Below are 16,524 nucleotides of genomic sequence, written 5' to 3' on the forward strand. Positions count from 1 at the left end.
CGCACTCAAGATAGGCGTCCGAGGTGAACGCACGGGGAGTGGGAAGTGAACTGTCGACGCTGTGCCTCGCCTGACACCTGACGCCTGTGCGGTGGGTGGTCAGTAATGCACCTGAAGTGGCCGCGAGGGGTGCGAAAGTGGCCACTCACGCGAGGGGCGTGCGGTGGGTGGTCAGTAGTGCACCTGAAGTGGCCGTAAGGGGTGCGAAAGTGACCACTCACGCGCGGTCGAACCGAGGGCGAGCGTCAGGCGGAGAACGCCGGAACGGCCTCGATCAGCATCCGCGTGTACTCCTCCTGCGGGCTCGTGAAGATCTGCGCGGCATCGCCGCACTCCACGAGCTTGCCGTGCTTGAGCACGGCGACGCGGTCGGCGGTCTCGGCGACGACACCGAGGTCGTGCGTGATGAAGAGGTAGCTCAGTTCGCGCTCGCGCTGCAGTTCGTCGAGCAGCGCGAGGATCTGCGCCTGCACCGACACGTCGAGCGCCGAGACGGCCTCGTCGAGCACGAGGAACTCCGGGTCGAGCGCGAGGGCACGGGCGATGGCCACGCGCTGCCGCTGGCCGCCCGACAGCTCGTCGGGGAACCGACCCAGCATCCCGTCGGGAAGAGCGACCTGCTCCGACAGCTCGACGGCGCGCTTCGACCGTGACGACCGGTCGCCCTCGCCGAACGAGAGCAGCGGCTCGGTGATGAGCTGCTCGATCGTCATGCGCGGATTCAGGGAGTCGAACGGGCTCTGGTAGACCATCTGGAACCGCCGCCGCAGCTGACGCAGCTTCTCGCCCTTGAGGTGGGTGATGTCTTCGCCGGCGAACGAGATGGATCCCGAGGTCGGCTCCTCCAGCCGCAGCACGAGTCGCGCGAGCGTGCTCTTGCCCGACCCCGACTCGCCCACGACGGCGAGCGTCTCGCCGCGGCGCACCTCGAGAGAGACGGCGTCGACGGCGGTCAGCGAGCGGCGCTCGCCCTCGCCCTTGGGCAGCGGGAAGACCTTGGTGAGCTCGGAGACGCGGACGATCGGCTCGCCGCCGAACTCGATGCGGGCCTGGGTGGATGCCGTCCGCCGCTCATGTGCGCTCAGCCGTGGTGCGGCGGCGATGAGCTTGCGGGTGTACTCGTGCGTCGGCGCGGTCATCACCTGCGCCGCCGGTCCGGAGTCCACGATCTCGCCCTGCTTCATGACGACGACCCGGTCGGCCCGCTCGGCCGCCATGCCCAGGTCGTGGGTGATGAGCAGGATCGCGGTGCCCAGCTCCTGCGTGAGGTTCGCGAGGTGGTCGAGGATCTGCTTCTGCACGGTGACGTCGAGGGCGCTCGTCGGCTCGTCGGCGATGATCAGGCTCGGCTGCGCGGCCAGCGCCCCCGCGATCAGCGCACGCTGCTTCATGCCACCCGAGAACTGGTGCGGATACTGCTTCGCCCGCTCGGCCGGATACGTCAGACCCGCCATCTCGAGCAGCTCGACCGCACGATCATGCGCGTCGTGCTTGGTCGCGAGTCCATGCACGAGCAGCGGCTCCGCCACCTGCACCCCCACGCGGCGCACCGGGTTGAGAGAGAGCGCGGGGTCCTGGGGGACCAGCCCGATCAGACGGCCCCGGATGCTGCGCCAGCGGCGCTCGCTCAGCGGGATCAGGTCTTCGCCGTCGAACTCGATGCGCCCACCGGTGACCTCGGCGTTCGGCGCGAGGAGGTTCATGATCGACTGCGCGACCGTGCTCTTGCCGGATCCGGATTCGCCGACGATCGCGACCACTTCACCGCGGCCCACGCTGAGGTTCACCCCGCGCACCGCATCGACCTCGCGGTCGCCGATCCGATAGGCGACGCGCAGATCCTCGACGCGCAGGATGTCGTCACGCGCGGCGGGTCGGCCGCCGGGTGTCGGGTTCACGGCCTCACCGAGTCGGGCGGACTCATCGGCGGTCGCGGCGATGTCCTTCGGCATGCGTCCTCCTCGTCGAGCACGGGTCGTGTCATCAGCACTGATCATCTTCTCGTTCACGCTAGGCGTGGGGATTCATCCCGATCAAGCACTACATCGGCATTGGGCAATGCGCCCACTGCATAGATCAGTCGTCGTGATCCACGTCGTCGATCAGATTCAGCAGACGCTCGACGAGGGGATTGTGCGACTCGGAGTTCCACGCGATGTCGAGCTCGACGCTGTTCACCCGCGACGACGGATCGGCCTCGCTGATCGGCAGCAGCGTCACGGTGTCGGGAGAGATCCGCTCGGCCGACTGCGGCACGAGCGTGAACCCGATGCCGGCGCTGACCATCGCCAGCAGGGCGGGCACCTGCCCGGCGTACTGCACGATGTGCGGGTGCACCCCGCTCGCCACGAACATCGACAGCAGCAGGTCGTGGAAGTAGCGCGCGCCGCTCGGGGAGTACATGAGCAGCGACTCGTCCTTGAGGTCGATGAGCTTCACGGGCTCCGCGCGCTGCGCCAGTGCCGAGTCGCTGGGCAGCGCCACCGCGAGCCGCTCGCGGTACACCGCGCGGCTGCTGATCTGCGGTCGGGCGAGCAGTGGCCGCATCAGGCCGATGTCGACCGTGCCCTTCTCGAGCTCCTCCACCTGGTCGAGCGAGACGAGTTCGCGAAGCAGCAGGGTGACGCCGGGCAGCTCGGCCGACGCGCGCCGCAGCAGATCGGGCACCACGGCCTGCCCGGCCATCGCGGTATAGGCGATCGTGACGGTTCCGGCGGCGCCCTCGCCGACCGAGCGCACGTCCGAGACCGCCTTCGCCGCGAGGTCGATCAGGCGCCGCGCGTTGGGCAGCAGCGCGCGCCCGGCCTGGGTCAGCGCGACGCGACGGCTGGTGCGATCGAACAGTCTCGTCGACAGCTCGCGCTCGAGCTGCTGGATCTGCCGACTGAGCGGCGGCTGCGTCATCTTGAGCCGGGTCGCGGCCGCACCGAAGTGCAGTTCCTCCGCGACGGCGATGAAGCATTCGAGCTGTACCAGCGAGATCATCGATCCACTCCCGACATCAATCAGTGCGAGTTTTGGTTTGTCCGCGCATCTGTCCCCACCATAGTGTCGGAGAAACTCGATGACGCGGAATCCGTCGAAGCGGAGTCCCGGAGTCTCACCAACGGAGGCGTGATGTCCGAAGAGCTCCTGCTGTCTGTCCCGGCTGCCACGCGGTTGTCCGAGAACGCGGTGCGGTCCGTCCGCATCACGCCGGTCGCATTCCACGACCCGCCTCTGCTCAACACCGTCGGCGTGCACGAGCCGCTCGCGCTGCGCGCCATCGTGCAGGTGACCACCGAATCGGGCGTCGTCGGACTCGGCGAGACCTACGGCGACAGCGCGCACCTGCAGCGATTGCGGGTCGCCGCCGACGCCGTGCTCGGCTGCGACGTGTTCGCCACGAACGACCTGCGCGCGCGGGTCGAACGCAGTGTGGCCGGCGACGGGGTGCAGGGCGGACACGGCATGTCGGGCATGGTCACCGGCACGAGCACCGGCGACCGCGTGCTCTCGCCGTTCGACGTGGCCGCCGTCGACATCCGCGGCAAGCTGCTCGACATGCCCGCCAGTGAGCTGCTCGGCGGACGGGTGCGGGACGCCGTTCCGTTCAGCGGCTACCTCTTCTACAAGTGGGCGGGGCATCCGGGCGGATCCGACGACGAATGGGGCGAGGCGCTGACGCCGGACGGCATCGTCAGGCAGGCGCGTCGCATCGTCGACGCCTACGGCTTCACAGCGCTCAAGCTCAAGGCCGGTGTCTTCGCGCCCGACGACGAGATCGCCGCGATCCTCGCGCTGCGCGAGGAGTTCCCCGACCACCCCCTGCGCATCGATCCGAACGGGGCCTGGACCGTCGAGACCTCGCTGCGGGTCGCCGATGCGCTGAAGGACGTGCTCGAATACCTCGAAGACCCCACCCCGGGTCTCGAGGGCATGGCCGAGGTTCGCCGCCACACCGACCTGCCGCTCGCCACCAACATGTGCGTCGTCGCGTTCTCGCACATCGCGGATGCCGTGCGCCTCGGCGCGATCGACATCGTGCTCTCCGACCACCACTTCTGGGGAGGTCTCGAACGATCCCGGCTGCTCGCCGGCTTCGCCGAGACTCTCGGGTGGGGGCTCTCCATGCACTCGAACTCGCACCTCGGGATCAGCCTCGCGGCGATGACCCACCTCGCTGCGGCCACCCCGGGCGTCGGCTATGCGTGCGACACGCACTGGCCGTGGAAGCGCGAGGACGAAGACGTCATCGCGCCGGGCGCACTGACATTCCGCGACGGATCGCTGGCGGTGCCGACCGCACCGGGCCTCGGCGTCGAGCTCGACCCGGAGGCGCTGGCGCGGCTGCACAGGCAGTACCTCGACGGAGGCATCCGGGAGCGCGACGACACCGGCTACATGCAGCGCGTCGATCCCGGATACGTGCTCGAAAGCCCCCGCTGGTGAACGCGCCGCTGCGCATCGCGGTCACCGATCCGATCATGTCGGCGTTCGCCGACGATCTGCGCCGCACCGCGCGCCCGCACGAGTGGGTGTTCGCCGACCTCGACGTGCCCGGTTCGACGCGAGCGGCGATCGAGGGCGCCGACGTGGTGATCTGCTCGCGGCTCACGGTCGCCGAGATGGCCGGCGCCGATCACGTGCGACTCGTGCATGCGACGGGTGCGGGTGTCGACCGGGTGGAAGCCGGTGCCGTGCCCGACGATGTGCCGCTGTGCAACACCGGTCACCACGGCGCCGCGATCGCCGAGCACGTGATCATGACCGCACTCATGCTGCGCCGTCGCCCGATCGACGCCGACGCCGAGATGCGTCGAGGGGAGTGGCGCACGATCGCCACGGCAGGCGCCCCGTACCATCGCTCGCTCGCCGGCAGCACCCTCGGACTGGTCGGCTACGGCGAGATCGGTCGCTCCGTCGCCCACCTCGCGAAGGCCTTCGGCATGCGCGTGGTCGCGATGCGCCGGCATCCGGACGCGGGCGGACTCGGAACCGAGCTGCTCGATCAGGTGTACGGCGAGGATCAGCTGCATCCGCTGCTGCGGGAGAGCGATGTCGTCGTCGTCACCGCGCCCCTCACCGAGAGCACGCGAGGGATGATCGACGCCGAAGCGCTCGCGCAGCTGAACGCCGACGCTCTGGTCATCAACGTCGCCCGTGGGGCGCTCATCGACGAGGACGCACTGTTCTCAGCCCTCAGCGAGGTACGCATCGGGGGCGCGGCGATCGACGTGTGGTGGGATGCTCCGCAGGGTGCCGAGGCGCCGCCGGTCGTGCAGAGATTCGCCGCGCTCGACCGTGTCGTGCTGACCCCGCACCACTCGGGTCATGCCCGCGAGGTCTTCACCGCGCGGGCCGCCGACATCGCCCGCAACATCGACCTGCTCGACGCGGGCCTCCCACTCGAGCGTCAGGTGCGCTGAGGCGGCTGGCCGTGGGCGGATCGCTCCGGCATCCGCTCAGCCGAGCTCGACCAGGCGGGTGACGATCAGCGTCACCGCACCGAGGGCGGATGCCCCGAGAGCGATCGCGCGCGTGCGCCGGCGGTTGAGGAACCTGTTCACGAACCGCGACAGCACCACCCCGGTCACCGCGAACGGCGCCATCCAGGCCGCCGTGGCGAGCGCGTGCGTCGGCACCGCGCCCCACAGGAACAGGGCGATGAGCGACAGCGATGATCCGACGAGGAAGAACGCCGACATCGTGCCGCGCAGCCGCGGCCCGTCTGACCCCTGCCAGATGATCGCCATCGGCGCCCCTCCGACCGACGTGGTCGTGCCCATGACGCCAGACAGCGCCCCGGCCACCGCCTGCGTCGTCCTCGTCACTCTCGGGCGCCAGCCCCGCAGCGAGACGACGACACCCAGCAGAACGACGACCGCGACCGCCCAGGAGAGCACGGTCGTCGACATCGCGGTGACGAGACCCGCGCCGACGACGGTCCCGGGCACACGCCCCGCCAACGCCCAGCCGGCCCCGCGCAGATCGAGCGCCGCGCGATCCATCACCGCCACGATCAGCGTCACGACCATGGCGAGCATGATCACGAGCACCGGCAGCAGCGTCGTGTCGATCAGGGCGATGAACGGTGCGGCCAGCATCCCCATTCCGAAGCCGATCGAGCCCTGCAGGCAGCCGGCGACGAGGATGACGGCCCCCAGCAGCACGAACTCGAGCGGCGTCACCGCGGACTCAGCGACGCGGGGCGATCGAGCCGATCACACGACGGCGCTTCTTGCTCTGCAGACGCCAGCGCTGGCCCGGGTCGGTCGCGAGACGCAGCCACGCGGCCAGGACGTTCGCGCACACCGTGGTGATGACGATCGCGAGACCGGGGAGCACCGACTGCCACCACGCCTCGGCGAGGTACTGGCGTCCCTGCGAGACCATGAGGCCCCAGCTGACATCGGGCGGCTGGATGCCGATGCCGAGGAAGCTGAGCGACGACTCGGCCAGCATCACGTAGCAGAACTCCAGCGTCGCCAGCGTGACCAGCGTGGGCAGGACGTTCGGGACGATGTGCCGGAAGACGATGGCCTTGTTCGTGGCTCCGAAGTTCGTCGCGGCGTCGACGAACATCCTCGAGCGCAGCTCGGCGGCATCCGCTCGCGCCGTGCGCAGGTAGAGAGGGATGCGGGTGATCGCGAGCACGAGCACGATGTTGGCCGCACTCGGGTTGAACACGTACAGGATCACGACGGCGAGCAGCAGCGAGGGGAAGCTCATGATGACGTCGGCGATCCGCATCGAGACCGATTCGCGCCATCCGCGATGGAATCCCGCCCACATGCCCCAGATCGAGCCGACGACCGCCGACACGACCACGGCGGCCGCCGCGACACCGAGCGTGGTTCCCGCCGCGGTGATGATGCGGGCGAGCAGGCTGCGACCCAGCGAGTCGCTGCCGAGGACGTACTCCCAGCCGAGCTGGAAGCTGAACGGCGGCATGTTGCGCGCGCCGAGGTCCTGTCGCTGCGCCATCTCGCCGAACAGCGGCGGACCGATGATCGCGGTGAGCACGATGAACGACAGCACGATGGCGGCGGCGGTGGCGACCTTGTCCTTCAGCAGCAGCTGCCAGAGGTTGGCGCGACCCGACGAGCGGGCTCCGCGCGCCTTCTGCGTGAGGACGGTGACGGTCGATGCGTTGTCAGACATTCGTCAGCACCTCTGCCTTCGTGTCGGAGAGTGCCCCGGGACCGCGGCGACGGGCCTTGGCTCCCGAGGTCGGCCGCACGCGGGGATCCAGCAGCGCGTAACCGAGGTCGATGATGATGTTGAGGGCGAAGATCGCCAGAGCGGTGATCAGCACCGCGGCCTGCAGCACCGCGAAATCGCGCTGCAGGATCGAGTCGATCATCAGCTTGCCGATGCCCGGCCAGCCGAAGATCGACTCCACCACGACCGCGCCGTTGATGAGGCCGACGGTCAGGTCGCCGGCGACGGTCAGGGCGGGCGCCGCGGCGTTGCGCAGCGCGTGCTTCGAGACGATGTGCATCTGGCCGGCGCCGCGACTGCGGGCGACCTGGATGTACGGCTGCCCGAGCACGGTCACCATCGACCCGCGGATCACCTGCGCGAGCACCCCGACCGGTCGCAGCATGAGCGTCGCGACCGGCAGGATCCAGACGAGAGCGCCGGAGGTTCCGGAGGTCGGCAGCCAGCCCAGGGTGATCGCGAAGATCCAGATGCCGAGGATCGCCACCCAGAAATCGGGCACGCTCGCCGCCGTCATCGAGAAGAAGCTCACGATGCGGTCGGCGATGCCGTTCGGCTTCAGCGACGCCCAGCTGCCGAGCACGATGGCGATGACGATCGCGAGGATCATCGTCACCGCGGCGAGCTGCAGGGTGGCGGGGAAGGCGCGCAGCGCCATCTCGGCGGCGGGTTCCCCGGTGCGCAGCGACTGACCGAAGTCCAGCTGCAGGACACCGAGGAAGTAGTCGCCCATCTGCTTCCACAGCGGCTGGTCGAAGCCGTTGCGCGCGGCGAAGTCCTCGCGCATCTGGTCGGTGGCGTTCAGCGGAAGGTACAGCTGCGACGGATCGCCGGTGAGACGGGCGAGCACGAAGACACCCAGTACGACGGCGATCAGCGGCAGCGCGCTCTGCAGGATCCGTTTTCTCAGGTAGGTCCACATGGTCGCCCGCCTCTCACTCTCGCTCGCGGTCAGCCCGCGAGCGAGACCTCCTTGATGCGCAGCTCGTCGCCGGTCGACGAGTTGGGCTCGTATGTCACGCGGTCGGCGAGACCGAGCATGACCGTCTGATGCGCGATCGGGGCGAGGGCCACGACGTTCTCGCGCTCGTAGGCGAACACGTCCTCGTAGGCCGCCTGACGCTCATCGCCGGTCAGGGTGCGGGCCGTGTTGATGAGCTCGTCCAGACCCGGGTCGCCGAACTCGGCCTGCGCACCGCCCGTGAGCATGTACTGCTCGACCGTGAACTGCGCGTCACCCGCCTGGTTGCCGTGCTGGATGAGCATCGAGATGGGGCCCTCGTTCGTGACGAACGGGCTCAGCTGGTACTGCAGGTGCTGCGTGGTGTCGACCATGCGGAGCTCGACATTGAGGCCGGCGGCGGCGAGCTGCTCGCGCAGGACCTCGCCGAGCTCGCTGACCTTCGGGAACTGCGCGGTGCGCACCGGCATGAGGATCTTCGTGTCCGTCGGGACGCCATCAGCCGCAGCCTCCTCGACGAGGGCCTTCGCCTTCTCGGGGTCGTACTCCCAGGGCTCGAGGTCGGAGTTGAAGCCGACGATGCCCTCGGGGATCAGCTGCGCGGCGACCACGTCGCCGTCGGGGTAGAGGGAGGAGACGATGCCCTCGCGGTCGATCGCGTAGTTGATCGCCTGGCGGATGCGGATGTCGTCGAGCGGCGCCGTCTGCCCGGAGAAGCGCAGTGCGATCGTCTCGTTGTTCGGGTAGCTCACGCCGAAGTCGCCGATGCCGTCCTCGGCGCTGAGGCCGAGGGCGATGTCCGCCTCGCCGCTGGTGATCATCGCGGCACGGACGGTGCCCTCCGACCGCCACTGGTACTCGACCTCGGCGAACTGCGGAGCGTCGCCCCAGTAGTCGTCGTTGCGGTCGAGGGTGAGCTTCGTGCCGGCCTGCCAGTCGCCGATCGCGTAGGGGCCGGTGCCGATGGGCTCGCGCACGAACTCCGTGTTCGAGGTCTCGGGGGAGACGATCTCGATGAACGAGAGCTTCAGCGGGAGGATCGGGTCGGGGCTCGGGGTGGTCACGGTGAGGGTGGTGGCATCGGTGGCGGCGACCTCGAGGTCGTCGTCACCGAAGATGTAGCCCTCGACGTTGCAGCCGAGGTCGCCGTTCACGGCGCGGTCGATCGAGTAGGCGGCCGCTTCGGCGTCGAAGGGGGTGCCGTCCTGGAACGTGACGTCGTCGCGGACGGTGAACGTCCACTCGGTGTCGCCGGTCTGCTCCCACTCGGTGGCGAGCAGCGGCTCGAGCTCTCCGGTCGACGGGTTGCGCTCGACGAGCGGCTCGGTCACCGTGCTGCGCACGACCACACCCGTCGAGGTGAGGTTCGCGTCGCATGCCTCGAGCGTGGGCGGCTCCTGCGTGAGCACGACGCGGAGGGTGTCTTCGGTGCCACCCTCGCCGCCGCCTTGCGACTCCGAGTTCGCGACCGAGCAGGATGCGAGCAGTGCGATCGACGCGATTCCAGCGGTGACGGCGGACGCGCGGGCCGCTCTGCGTCGGGGGGAAGAAAGCTTCATCGGTTCCTCCAGGTAGGGGACGGCCGAGGCCCAGAGTGGTCGTCGGCTCGTTCAGAATGTCGCAGACCGCTTCCCGAGCGTCAACCGATGCGCGGCACGCATCGGCGGGCGGAACCGGGGCTCGGCGCTCGGCAGCGGTGGAGCGACATGCGGCGATCCGCGGGATTCCGCCGTTCTCGCCCGATGAATACAGCGGACGCATCAATCCATGCAACTTCGCTTATGGAACTGCATCGTTGGCGGGTCGTAGTCTCGCGCCATGACGAACATCATCGATGCCCCCTCGCCCGTCGCCCCCGGCTCCGTCGCCCAGGCGGGGCCACTGCTCGACTCTCTCGAGCGGACGCTTCAGGACGAGTACTCCGTGGTGCGTCTTCCCGACGACCTCACGACCCTCGATCCCGCGGATGCCGCGAAGGTGCGCGCCGTCGTCACGAGCGGTCGCAACGGCGTCCCGTCCGCTCTGATGGCTGCGCTCCCGAACCTCGAGATCGTGACCAACTTCGGGGTGGGCTACGACACGACCGATGTGGCTCAGGCGGTCGCACGCGGCATCCAGGTCACCCACACGCCCGATGTGCTCACCGACTGCGTCGCCGATACGGCCCTCGGGCTCATGCTCGACGTGTTCCGACGGTTCGGGGCATCCGAGAGGTTCCTGCGCGAGGGCCGCTGGGAGTCCGGCGGCTTCCCGCTGACGCGTCGGTTCTCGGGCAGCACGGTCGGCGTGCTCGGCCTCGGCCGCATCGGGCAGGCGATCGCCCGGCGCGCGGCGGCATTCGACGCGACGATCCTCTACACGACCCGACGCCCCGTCGAGGAGGTGCCGTGGGAGCACGTGGCCTCCGCCGTCGAACTCGCACGCCGATCGGACGTGCTCGTCATCGCGGTTCCCGGCGGCGCGGCGACCGTGGGGCTCGTGGATGCCGAGGTCATCCGGGCGCTGGGACCGGACGGGTTCCTGGTCAACATCGCCCGCGGCTCGGTCGTCGACGAGGACGCGCTGATCGCCGCTCTCGAGGCCGGTGAGATCGCGGGGGCGGGTCTCGACGTGTTCGCGCAGGAGCCGCACGTGCCCGAACGGTTGATCCGCGACGATGTCACGCTGCTGCCCCACGTCGGCAGCGGAACGCACGAGACCCGGCGCGACATGCGAGACCTCACGCTGGCGAACCTCCGGGCGTACCTCGCAGGCGAGCCGCTCCCGACGCCGGTGCCGGAGATGTCTGCGCTTTGATGCATGTGGCGCATTGATCTATCCACCATTTGGTTTGTAGGCGCATCGTTTCCCGCATAGCGTGACGATTGTTCAGATCCGAGCCGGACACCGGCGCGACACCCCAGGAGTGCACCGTGGCACGATTCACGCCCACCGAGCTGGCCGACCACCTTCGCGAAGGTCTCCTCTCGTTCCCCGCGACGGCATTCACGCCGGAGCTCGAGTTCGACGAGAAGCGCTACCGCGAGCACGTCGAGTGGCAGGCCGGATTCGGCGTCGCCGGTCTGTTCGCCGCCGGCGGCACCGGCGAGGGCTTCAGCCTCGATGCCGCAGAGTCGGCCGCGGTCGTCCGCGCGGCCGTGCAGGCATCCCGCCCCGAGGTGCCGGTGCTCGCGTCGGCCGGAGGCTGGACCCGCAACGCGATCGCGAACGCTCGCGCCGCGGAGGAGGCCGGTGCCGAGGGCATCCTCGTGCTGCCCCCGTATCTCACCGAATGCGACCAGCCCGGTCTCGTCGAGCACGTCTCGGCGATCGCCGCAGCGACCCGTCTCGCGATCATCGTCTACAACCGGGGCAACGCGATCTACTCGGCCGAGACGATGGCGATCCTCGCCGACCGACATGAGAACGTCATCGGCTTCAAGGATGCGACGGCCGACATCGAGCACCTCGCCTCGGTCTACGTCCGCAACGGCGAGCGGCTGTTCTACCTGGGCGGGCTGCCGACGGCGGAGACGTATGCGCTGCCGTTGCTGCAGATGGGTATGAGCACCTACTCGTCCGCGATGTTCAACTTCGTTCCCGAGTTCGCCCTCGAGTTCTACCGGGATGTGCGTGCCCAGGACCGAGTCGCGGTGACCGAGAAGCTGGGACGCTTCGTGCTGCCGTACATCGCGATCCGCGATCGGGGCCGCGGCTTCGGCGTCTCGATCGTCAAGGCCGGGCTGCGTCTCACCGGACACGGCGTCGGACCGGTCCGCCCGCCGCTGCACGACCTGTCGGAGCAGGATGACGCCGACCTCCTGCAGCTTCTCGATCGCGCCGGGCTGCTCGAGTCCGTCCCCGTCTGATCCTCACCATCCCCACCCTCGACTCAAGGAGAGTGACATGACCGTTCCCGTCCTCACCGGGCATTCCTCGATCGCCGGACGCTCCGTCGCCGGCACCGGCTCGGCACTGCACGCCATCGCGCCCGACACCGACGAGCAGCTCGACCCGCCCTACTCGCAGATCGACGTCGACCAGCTCCGCGAGGCGACGGCGGCCGCCGCCGAGGCGTTCGTGACGTTCTCGCGCCTCGAGCCCGAGGCCCACGCGGCCTTCCTCGAGACGGTCGCGGAGGAGATCGAGGCGATCGGCGACACGCTGATCGAACGGGCGATGCAGGAGACCGGGTTGCCGCAGGCGCGTCTTCTCGGGGAGCGTGCGCGCACCACCGGGCAACTGCGGCTGTTCGCCGAGGTCGTCCGAGCCGGCGAGCACCGAGGCGTGCGCATCGATCCGGCGCAGCCCGACCGCACGCCGGTGCCCCGCGTCGACATCCGCCAGCGCAAGATCCCTCTCGGGCCGGTGGCGGTGTTCGGGGCGTCGAACTTCCCGTTCGCGTTCTCCACCGCCGGCGGAGACACCGCATCCGCCCTCGCAGCCGGCTGCCCGGTCGTGTTCAAGGCGCACAGCTCGCACCCCGGCACGAGCGAGCTCGTGGCCGCGGCGATCGCGCGTGCCATCGACGCCCATGGACTCCACCCGGGAGTGTTCTCGCACATCTTCGGCCCGGGCCGCAGCGTCGGACAGGCGCTCGTCTCCGACCCCGAGATCCAGGCCGTCGGGTTCACCGGCTCCCGCGAAGGCGGTCTCGCCCTCGTGCGCGCCTCGCAGGCGCGGCCGGTGCCGATCCCCGTCTACGCCGAGATGAGCTCGGTGAACCCCGTGTTCATCCTGCCCGGCGCTCTGCGCGGCGATGTCGGAGCACTCGCCGCGGGGTACGTGCAGAGCGCGACCGGATCCAGCGGGCAGCTGTGCACGCAGCCCGGAATCGTCTTCGTCCCGCGGGGCGCGCAGGGCGACGCCTTCCTGCAGGCCGTATCCGAGGCGCTGCGCGCGGCCACAGGGCAGACCATGCTCTCGCCGAGCATCGCCGCCGCATGGCGCGAGGGCGTCGAGACGAGGGACGCCAACGCCGAGATCCTCGCGAGGGGATCCGACGGACAGGGTCCGCATGCTCCCGCGCCGGTGATCCACGCGGCCGACCTCGGATCGTTCGAGGAGAACCACGTGCTGCACGAGGAGATCTTCGGTGCGGCATCGCTGGTGGTGCGTTACGGCGAAGTCGCCGAGCTGGTGCAGGCGGCGTCGCGTCTGGAGGGTCAGCTGACGGCCACGCTGCAGCTCAGCGCGGACGACAATGAGCTCGCCGCGGCGCTGCTGCCGGTGCTCGAGCGCAAGGTCGGACGCATCCTCGCGAACGGCTGGCCGACCGGGGTCGAGGTCGGGCACGCCATGGTTCACGGCGGACCGTTCCCGGCGACGAGCGACTCGCGCACCACGAGCGTCGGGACTCTCGCGATCGAGCGCTTCCTGCGGCCCGTCGCCTATCAGAACATCCCCGACGAGCTGCTGCCCGAGGCGCTGCGTGATGCCAACCCGTGGCACGTCCCGCGCTTCATCGACGGGCGGCGCGAGGCGTCCGCATGAGCGCCGTTCCCACCGTCGACAGAATCGAGGTCGTTCCGGTCGCCGGCCACGACTCGATGCTGTTGAACCTCTCGGGCGCGCACGGGCCGTTCTTCACCCGCAACATCGTCATCGTGACGGATTCGGACGGACGCGAGGGTCTCGGCGAGGTCCCCGGCGGAGAGCCGATCCGCCGCACCATCACCGAGGCCGGCGAGATGCTCTCGGGTCAGCCGGTCGGCCGCTACCGTTCGCTGCTGCGGTCGATCGCTACGCGCTTCGCCGATCGCGACGCCGGTGGCCGCGGGCTGCAGACGTTCGACCTGCGCACCACCGTGCACGCCGTCACCGGCATCGAGTCGGCGCTTCTCGACCTCCATGCGCAGCACCTCGGTGTGCCGGTCGCCGAACTGCTCGGCGACGGTCAGCAGCGCGACAGCGTGCCGATGCTGGGCTATCTGTTCTTCGTCGGCGATGCCGACAGGACCGACCTCCCCTATCTGCGCGAGAGCGGGGACAGCTGGGAGAGCGTGCGACGCGAAGAGGCGATGACGGCCGAGGGCGTCGTGCGCCTGGCCGAAGCCGCCCAGCAGCGGTACGGATTCTCGGATTTCAAGCTCAAGGGCGGCGTGCTCGACGGCGAGATCGAGGCCGACGTCGTGACCGCCCTCTCCCAGCGCTTTCCTGAGGCGGGCATCACGCTCGACCCGAACGGCGGGTGGCTGCTGGAGGATGCGGTGCGCATCGGTCGACGACTGCGCGACGTGCTCGCCTACGCCGAGGACCCCTGCGGTGCGGAGGGCCGGTTCTCGGGCCGAGAGGTGATGGCGGAGTTCCGGCGGCGCACCGGACTGCGGACCGCGACGAACATGATCGCGACCGACTGGCGCGAGATGGCGCACGCGATCCGATCGGATGCCGTCGACATCCCGCTCGCTGACCCGCACTTCTGGACGATGGCAGGGTCGGTGCGCGTCGCGCAGCTGTGCAACGACTTCGACCTCACATGGGGCTCGCACTCGAACAACCACTTCGACATCTCGCTGGCGATGTTCACGCAGGTCGGTGCGGCCGCGCCCGGCGAGATCACGGCACTCGACACGCACTGGATCTGGCAGGACGGTCAGCAGCTGACGGTCGATGCGCCGCAGATCCGCGACGGCGCGGTGCGCGTGCCCGACCGGCCGGGACTCGGTGTGACGATCGACCGCGTGCGGCTCGCCGAGGCCCACGAGCTGTATGTCGAGCACGGGCTCGGCGCCCGCGACGACGCGATCGGCATGCAGTACCTCGTGCCCGACTGGCAGTTCGACAGCAAGCGGCCCGCCCTCGTGCGCTGAGGCGCGTCGGGTGGATCGCTACTCGAACCCGCCGGTGAGCCGTCCCCGCATCCGCTGACTGCTCTCGTTCATCCCGACGATCTCGACGCTCTTGCCGAGCGCTGCGTACTTCGTCTCGATCGCATCCAGGGCGGCGACGGTCGACGCATCCCAGATGTGCGATCCCGACAGGTCGATCACGACATGCTCGGGGTCGTCGGGGTACTCGAAGAGGGTGGTCAGGTCATTGCTCGAGGCGAAGAACAGCTCGCCGTTCACGACGTAGCGCGCGACGTCGCCCGAGACCGAGCGGTCGAGCGAGCGCTCGACCGACACGAAGTGCGCCACCCGCCGCACGAACAGCACGGATGCGACCAGCACCCCGCCGACGACGCCGACCGCGAGGTTGTGGGTGAGGAGCACGAGCACGACGGTCGCCACCATCACGAAGGTCTCGCTCTTCGGCATCCGCTTGAGGGTCGACGGCTTCACGCTGTGCCAGTCGAAGGCACCGATCGCGACCATGATCATCACGGCGACGAGGGCGGCCATGGGGATCGTGCCGACGAAGTCGCCGAACACGACGACCAGCAGGAACAGGAAGATGCCGGCGCAGAACGTCGAGATGCGGGTGCGCGCCCCGGACGCCTTGACGCCGATCATGGTCTGGCCGATCACCGCGCATCCGCCCATGCCGCCGAAGATTCCGGAGAGCATGTTCGCCACGCCCTGCGCCCACGACTCGCGCGTCTTGTTCGAGTGGGTGTCGGTGATCTCATCGACGAGCTTGGCGGTGAGCAGTGACTCCATGAGCCCGACCAGCGCGACCCCGAGGGCGAACGGAGCGATGATCGTGAACGTCTCCCAGGTGAGCGGCACGTTCGGGATGAACAGCTCGGGAAGGCTCTTCGGCAGCTCGCCCTGATCGCCGACCGTCGGCACGGTGATCGCGAACGCCAGCACGACACCGGTCACGATGATCACCGACACGAGCGGCGCCGGCACGACCCTGGTGATCCTCGGCATCACGATCATCACGACGATCCCCAGTGCGACCAGCGGATACACCAGCCACGGCACGTCGATCAGCTGCGGGAACTGCGAGCTGAACACGAAGATCGCGAGCGCGTTCACGAACCCGACCATGACGCTGCGTGGGATGAATCGCATCAGCTTCGCGACGCCCAGCACCCCGAGGAGCACCTGGAAGATGCCCGCGAGGATCACGGTCGCGATGAAGTAGTCCATCCCGTAGGTCGGAGCGACCGGTGCGATCACGAGCGCGACGGCTCCGGTCGCCGCGGTCACCATCGCGGGGCGCCCGCCGAGGAACGCGATCGACACCGCCATGATGAATGACGAGAACAACCCGACCTTCGGGTCGACGCCCGCGATCACCGAGAACGCGATCGCCTCGGGGATCAGCGCGAGACCCACGACCAGACCCGCGAGCACCTCGCGCGTCAGCATCCGCGGAGTCTTCAGCGCCTGGAGGACAGTGGGATTCGCCCGATAGCGGGCGCGATCGTCGACCGCGAGTGCAGACATGGGGATGCTCCAGAGAAGGTGCCCGGGGATGGGGCAGACGTT

Annotated in this window: 13 protein-coding genes; 6 read left to right on the top strand and 7 right to left on the bottom strand. The window is 69.2% G+C overall.

All coding sequences use genetic code 11. The annotated features are described in order from the left end of the window. Positions 1-245: 245 nt before the first annotated feature. Both AKG07_RS13725 and AKG07_RS13730 read right to left on the bottom strand, forming a co-directional pair. Positions 246-1,952, bottom strand: a complete 1,707-nt coding sequence (locus AKG07_RS13725) for a dipeptide ABC transporter ATP-binding protein (RefSeq protein WP_150115140.1) — start codon at positions 1,950-1,952, stop codon at positions 246-248. A 124-nt stretch (positions 1,953-2,076) separates the two neighbouring features. Continuing rightward, positions 2,077-2,985, bottom strand: a complete 909-nt coding sequence (locus AKG07_RS13730; RefSeq protein ID WP_053098431.1) for a LysR family transcriptional regulator — start codon at positions 2,983-2,985, stop codon at positions 2,077-2,079. A 132-nt stretch (positions 2,986-3,117) separates the two neighbouring features. Here AKG07_RS13730 and AKG07_RS13735 point away from each other — a divergent pair, with 132 nt between their 5' ends. Both AKG07_RS13735 and AKG07_RS13740 read left to right on the top strand, forming a co-directional pair. After that, a complete protein-coding gene (locus tag AKG07_RS13735; RefSeq protein WP_082298071.1) occupies positions 3,118-4,431 on the top strand; it encodes a glucarate dehydratase family protein in 1,314 nt (437 codons plus the stop codon). Further along, entirely contained in the window at positions 4,428-5,408 is a 981-nt protein-coding gene (locus tag AKG07_RS13740; protein WP_233277283.1) for a 2-hydroxyacid dehydrogenase, read from the top strand. Before AKG07_RS13735 ends, AKG07_RS13740 begins: the two co-directional genes overlap by 4 nt. Before the next feature lie 36 nt (positions 5,409-5,444). Here the strand turns inward: AKG07_RS13740 and AKG07_RS13745 are convergent, their stop codons facing one another. From AKG07_RS13745 to AKG07_RS13760, 4 genes are read right to left on the bottom strand one after another with little or no spacing between them, the layout of a single operon-like run. After that, a complete protein-coding gene (locus tag AKG07_RS13745) occupies positions 5,445-6,170 on the bottom strand; it encodes a sulfite exporter TauE/SafE family protein (RefSeq protein ID WP_053098432.1) in 726 nt (241 codons plus the stop codon). 7 nt (positions 6,171-6,177) lie between these two features. Beyond that, positions 6,178-7,143, bottom strand: a complete 966-nt coding sequence (locus AKG07_RS13750; protein WP_053098433.1) for an ABC transporter permease — start codon at positions 7,141-7,143, stop codon at positions 6,178-6,180. Further along, positions 7,136-8,125, bottom strand: a complete 990-nt coding sequence (locus AKG07_RS13755) for an ABC transporter permease (RefSeq protein WP_053098434.1) — start codon at positions 8,123-8,125, stop codon at positions 7,136-7,138. The genes AKG07_RS13750 and AKG07_RS13755 overlap by 8 nt, the downstream gene beginning before the upstream one ends. 29 nt (positions 8,126-8,154) lie before the next feature. Next, positions 8,155-9,723 carry an ABC transporter substrate-binding protein gene (locus AKG07_RS13760; protein WP_053098435.1) on the bottom strand — a complete coding sequence of 523 codons (1,569 nt, stop codon included), beginning with the start codon at positions 9,721-9,723 and terminating at the stop codon, positions 8,155-8,157. 259 nt (positions 9,724-9,982) lie between these two features. Between AKG07_RS13760 and AKG07_RS13765 the strand changes: the two genes are divergently transcribed. From AKG07_RS13765 to AKG07_RS13780, 4 genes are all read left to right on the top strand, one after another. Further along, complete coding sequence (locus AKG07_RS13765; protein ID WP_053098436.1) at positions 9,983-10,960, top strand: 2-hydroxyacid dehydrogenase; 978 nt, start codon at positions 9,983-9,985, stop codon at positions 10,958-10,960. A gap of 116 nt (positions 10,961-11,076) precedes the next feature. Beyond that, complete coding sequence (locus AKG07_RS13770) at positions 11,077-12,012, top strand: 5-dehydro-4-deoxyglucarate dehydratase (RefSeq protein WP_053098437.1); 936 nt, start codon at positions 11,077-11,079, stop codon at positions 12,010-12,012. A 37-nt stretch (positions 12,013-12,049) separates the two neighbouring features. After that, positions 12,050-13,636 carry an aldehyde dehydrogenase (NADP(+)) gene (locus tag AKG07_RS13775; protein ID WP_053098438.1) on the top strand — a complete coding sequence of 529 codons (1,587 nt, stop codon included), beginning with the start codon at positions 12,050-12,052 and terminating at the stop codon, positions 13,634-13,636. Further along, on the top strand, positions 13,633-14,955 hold the full coding sequence (locus AKG07_RS13780; RefSeq protein WP_053099345.1) for an enolase C-terminal domain-like protein: 1,323 nt from the start codon (positions 13,633-13,635) through the stop codon (positions 14,953-14,955). The genes AKG07_RS13775 and AKG07_RS13780 overlap by 4 nt, the downstream gene beginning before the upstream one ends. An 18-nt stretch (positions 14,956-14,973) precedes the next feature. Here AKG07_RS13780 and AKG07_RS13785 read toward each other — a convergent pair whose 3' ends face one another. Continuing rightward, positions 14,974-16,482 (bottom strand): SulP family inorganic anion transporter, encoded by a 1,509-nt coding sequence (locus AKG07_RS13785; protein WP_053098439.1) that lies wholly within the window; start codon positions 16,480-16,482, stop codon positions 14,974-14,976. Between the last annotated feature and the right edge of the window lie 42 nt (positions 16,483-16,524).

The organism is Microbacterium sp. CGR1 (assembly GCF_001266755.1).
Lineage (GTDB): Bacteria > Actinomycetota > Actinomycetes > Actinomycetales > Microbacteriaceae > Microbacterium.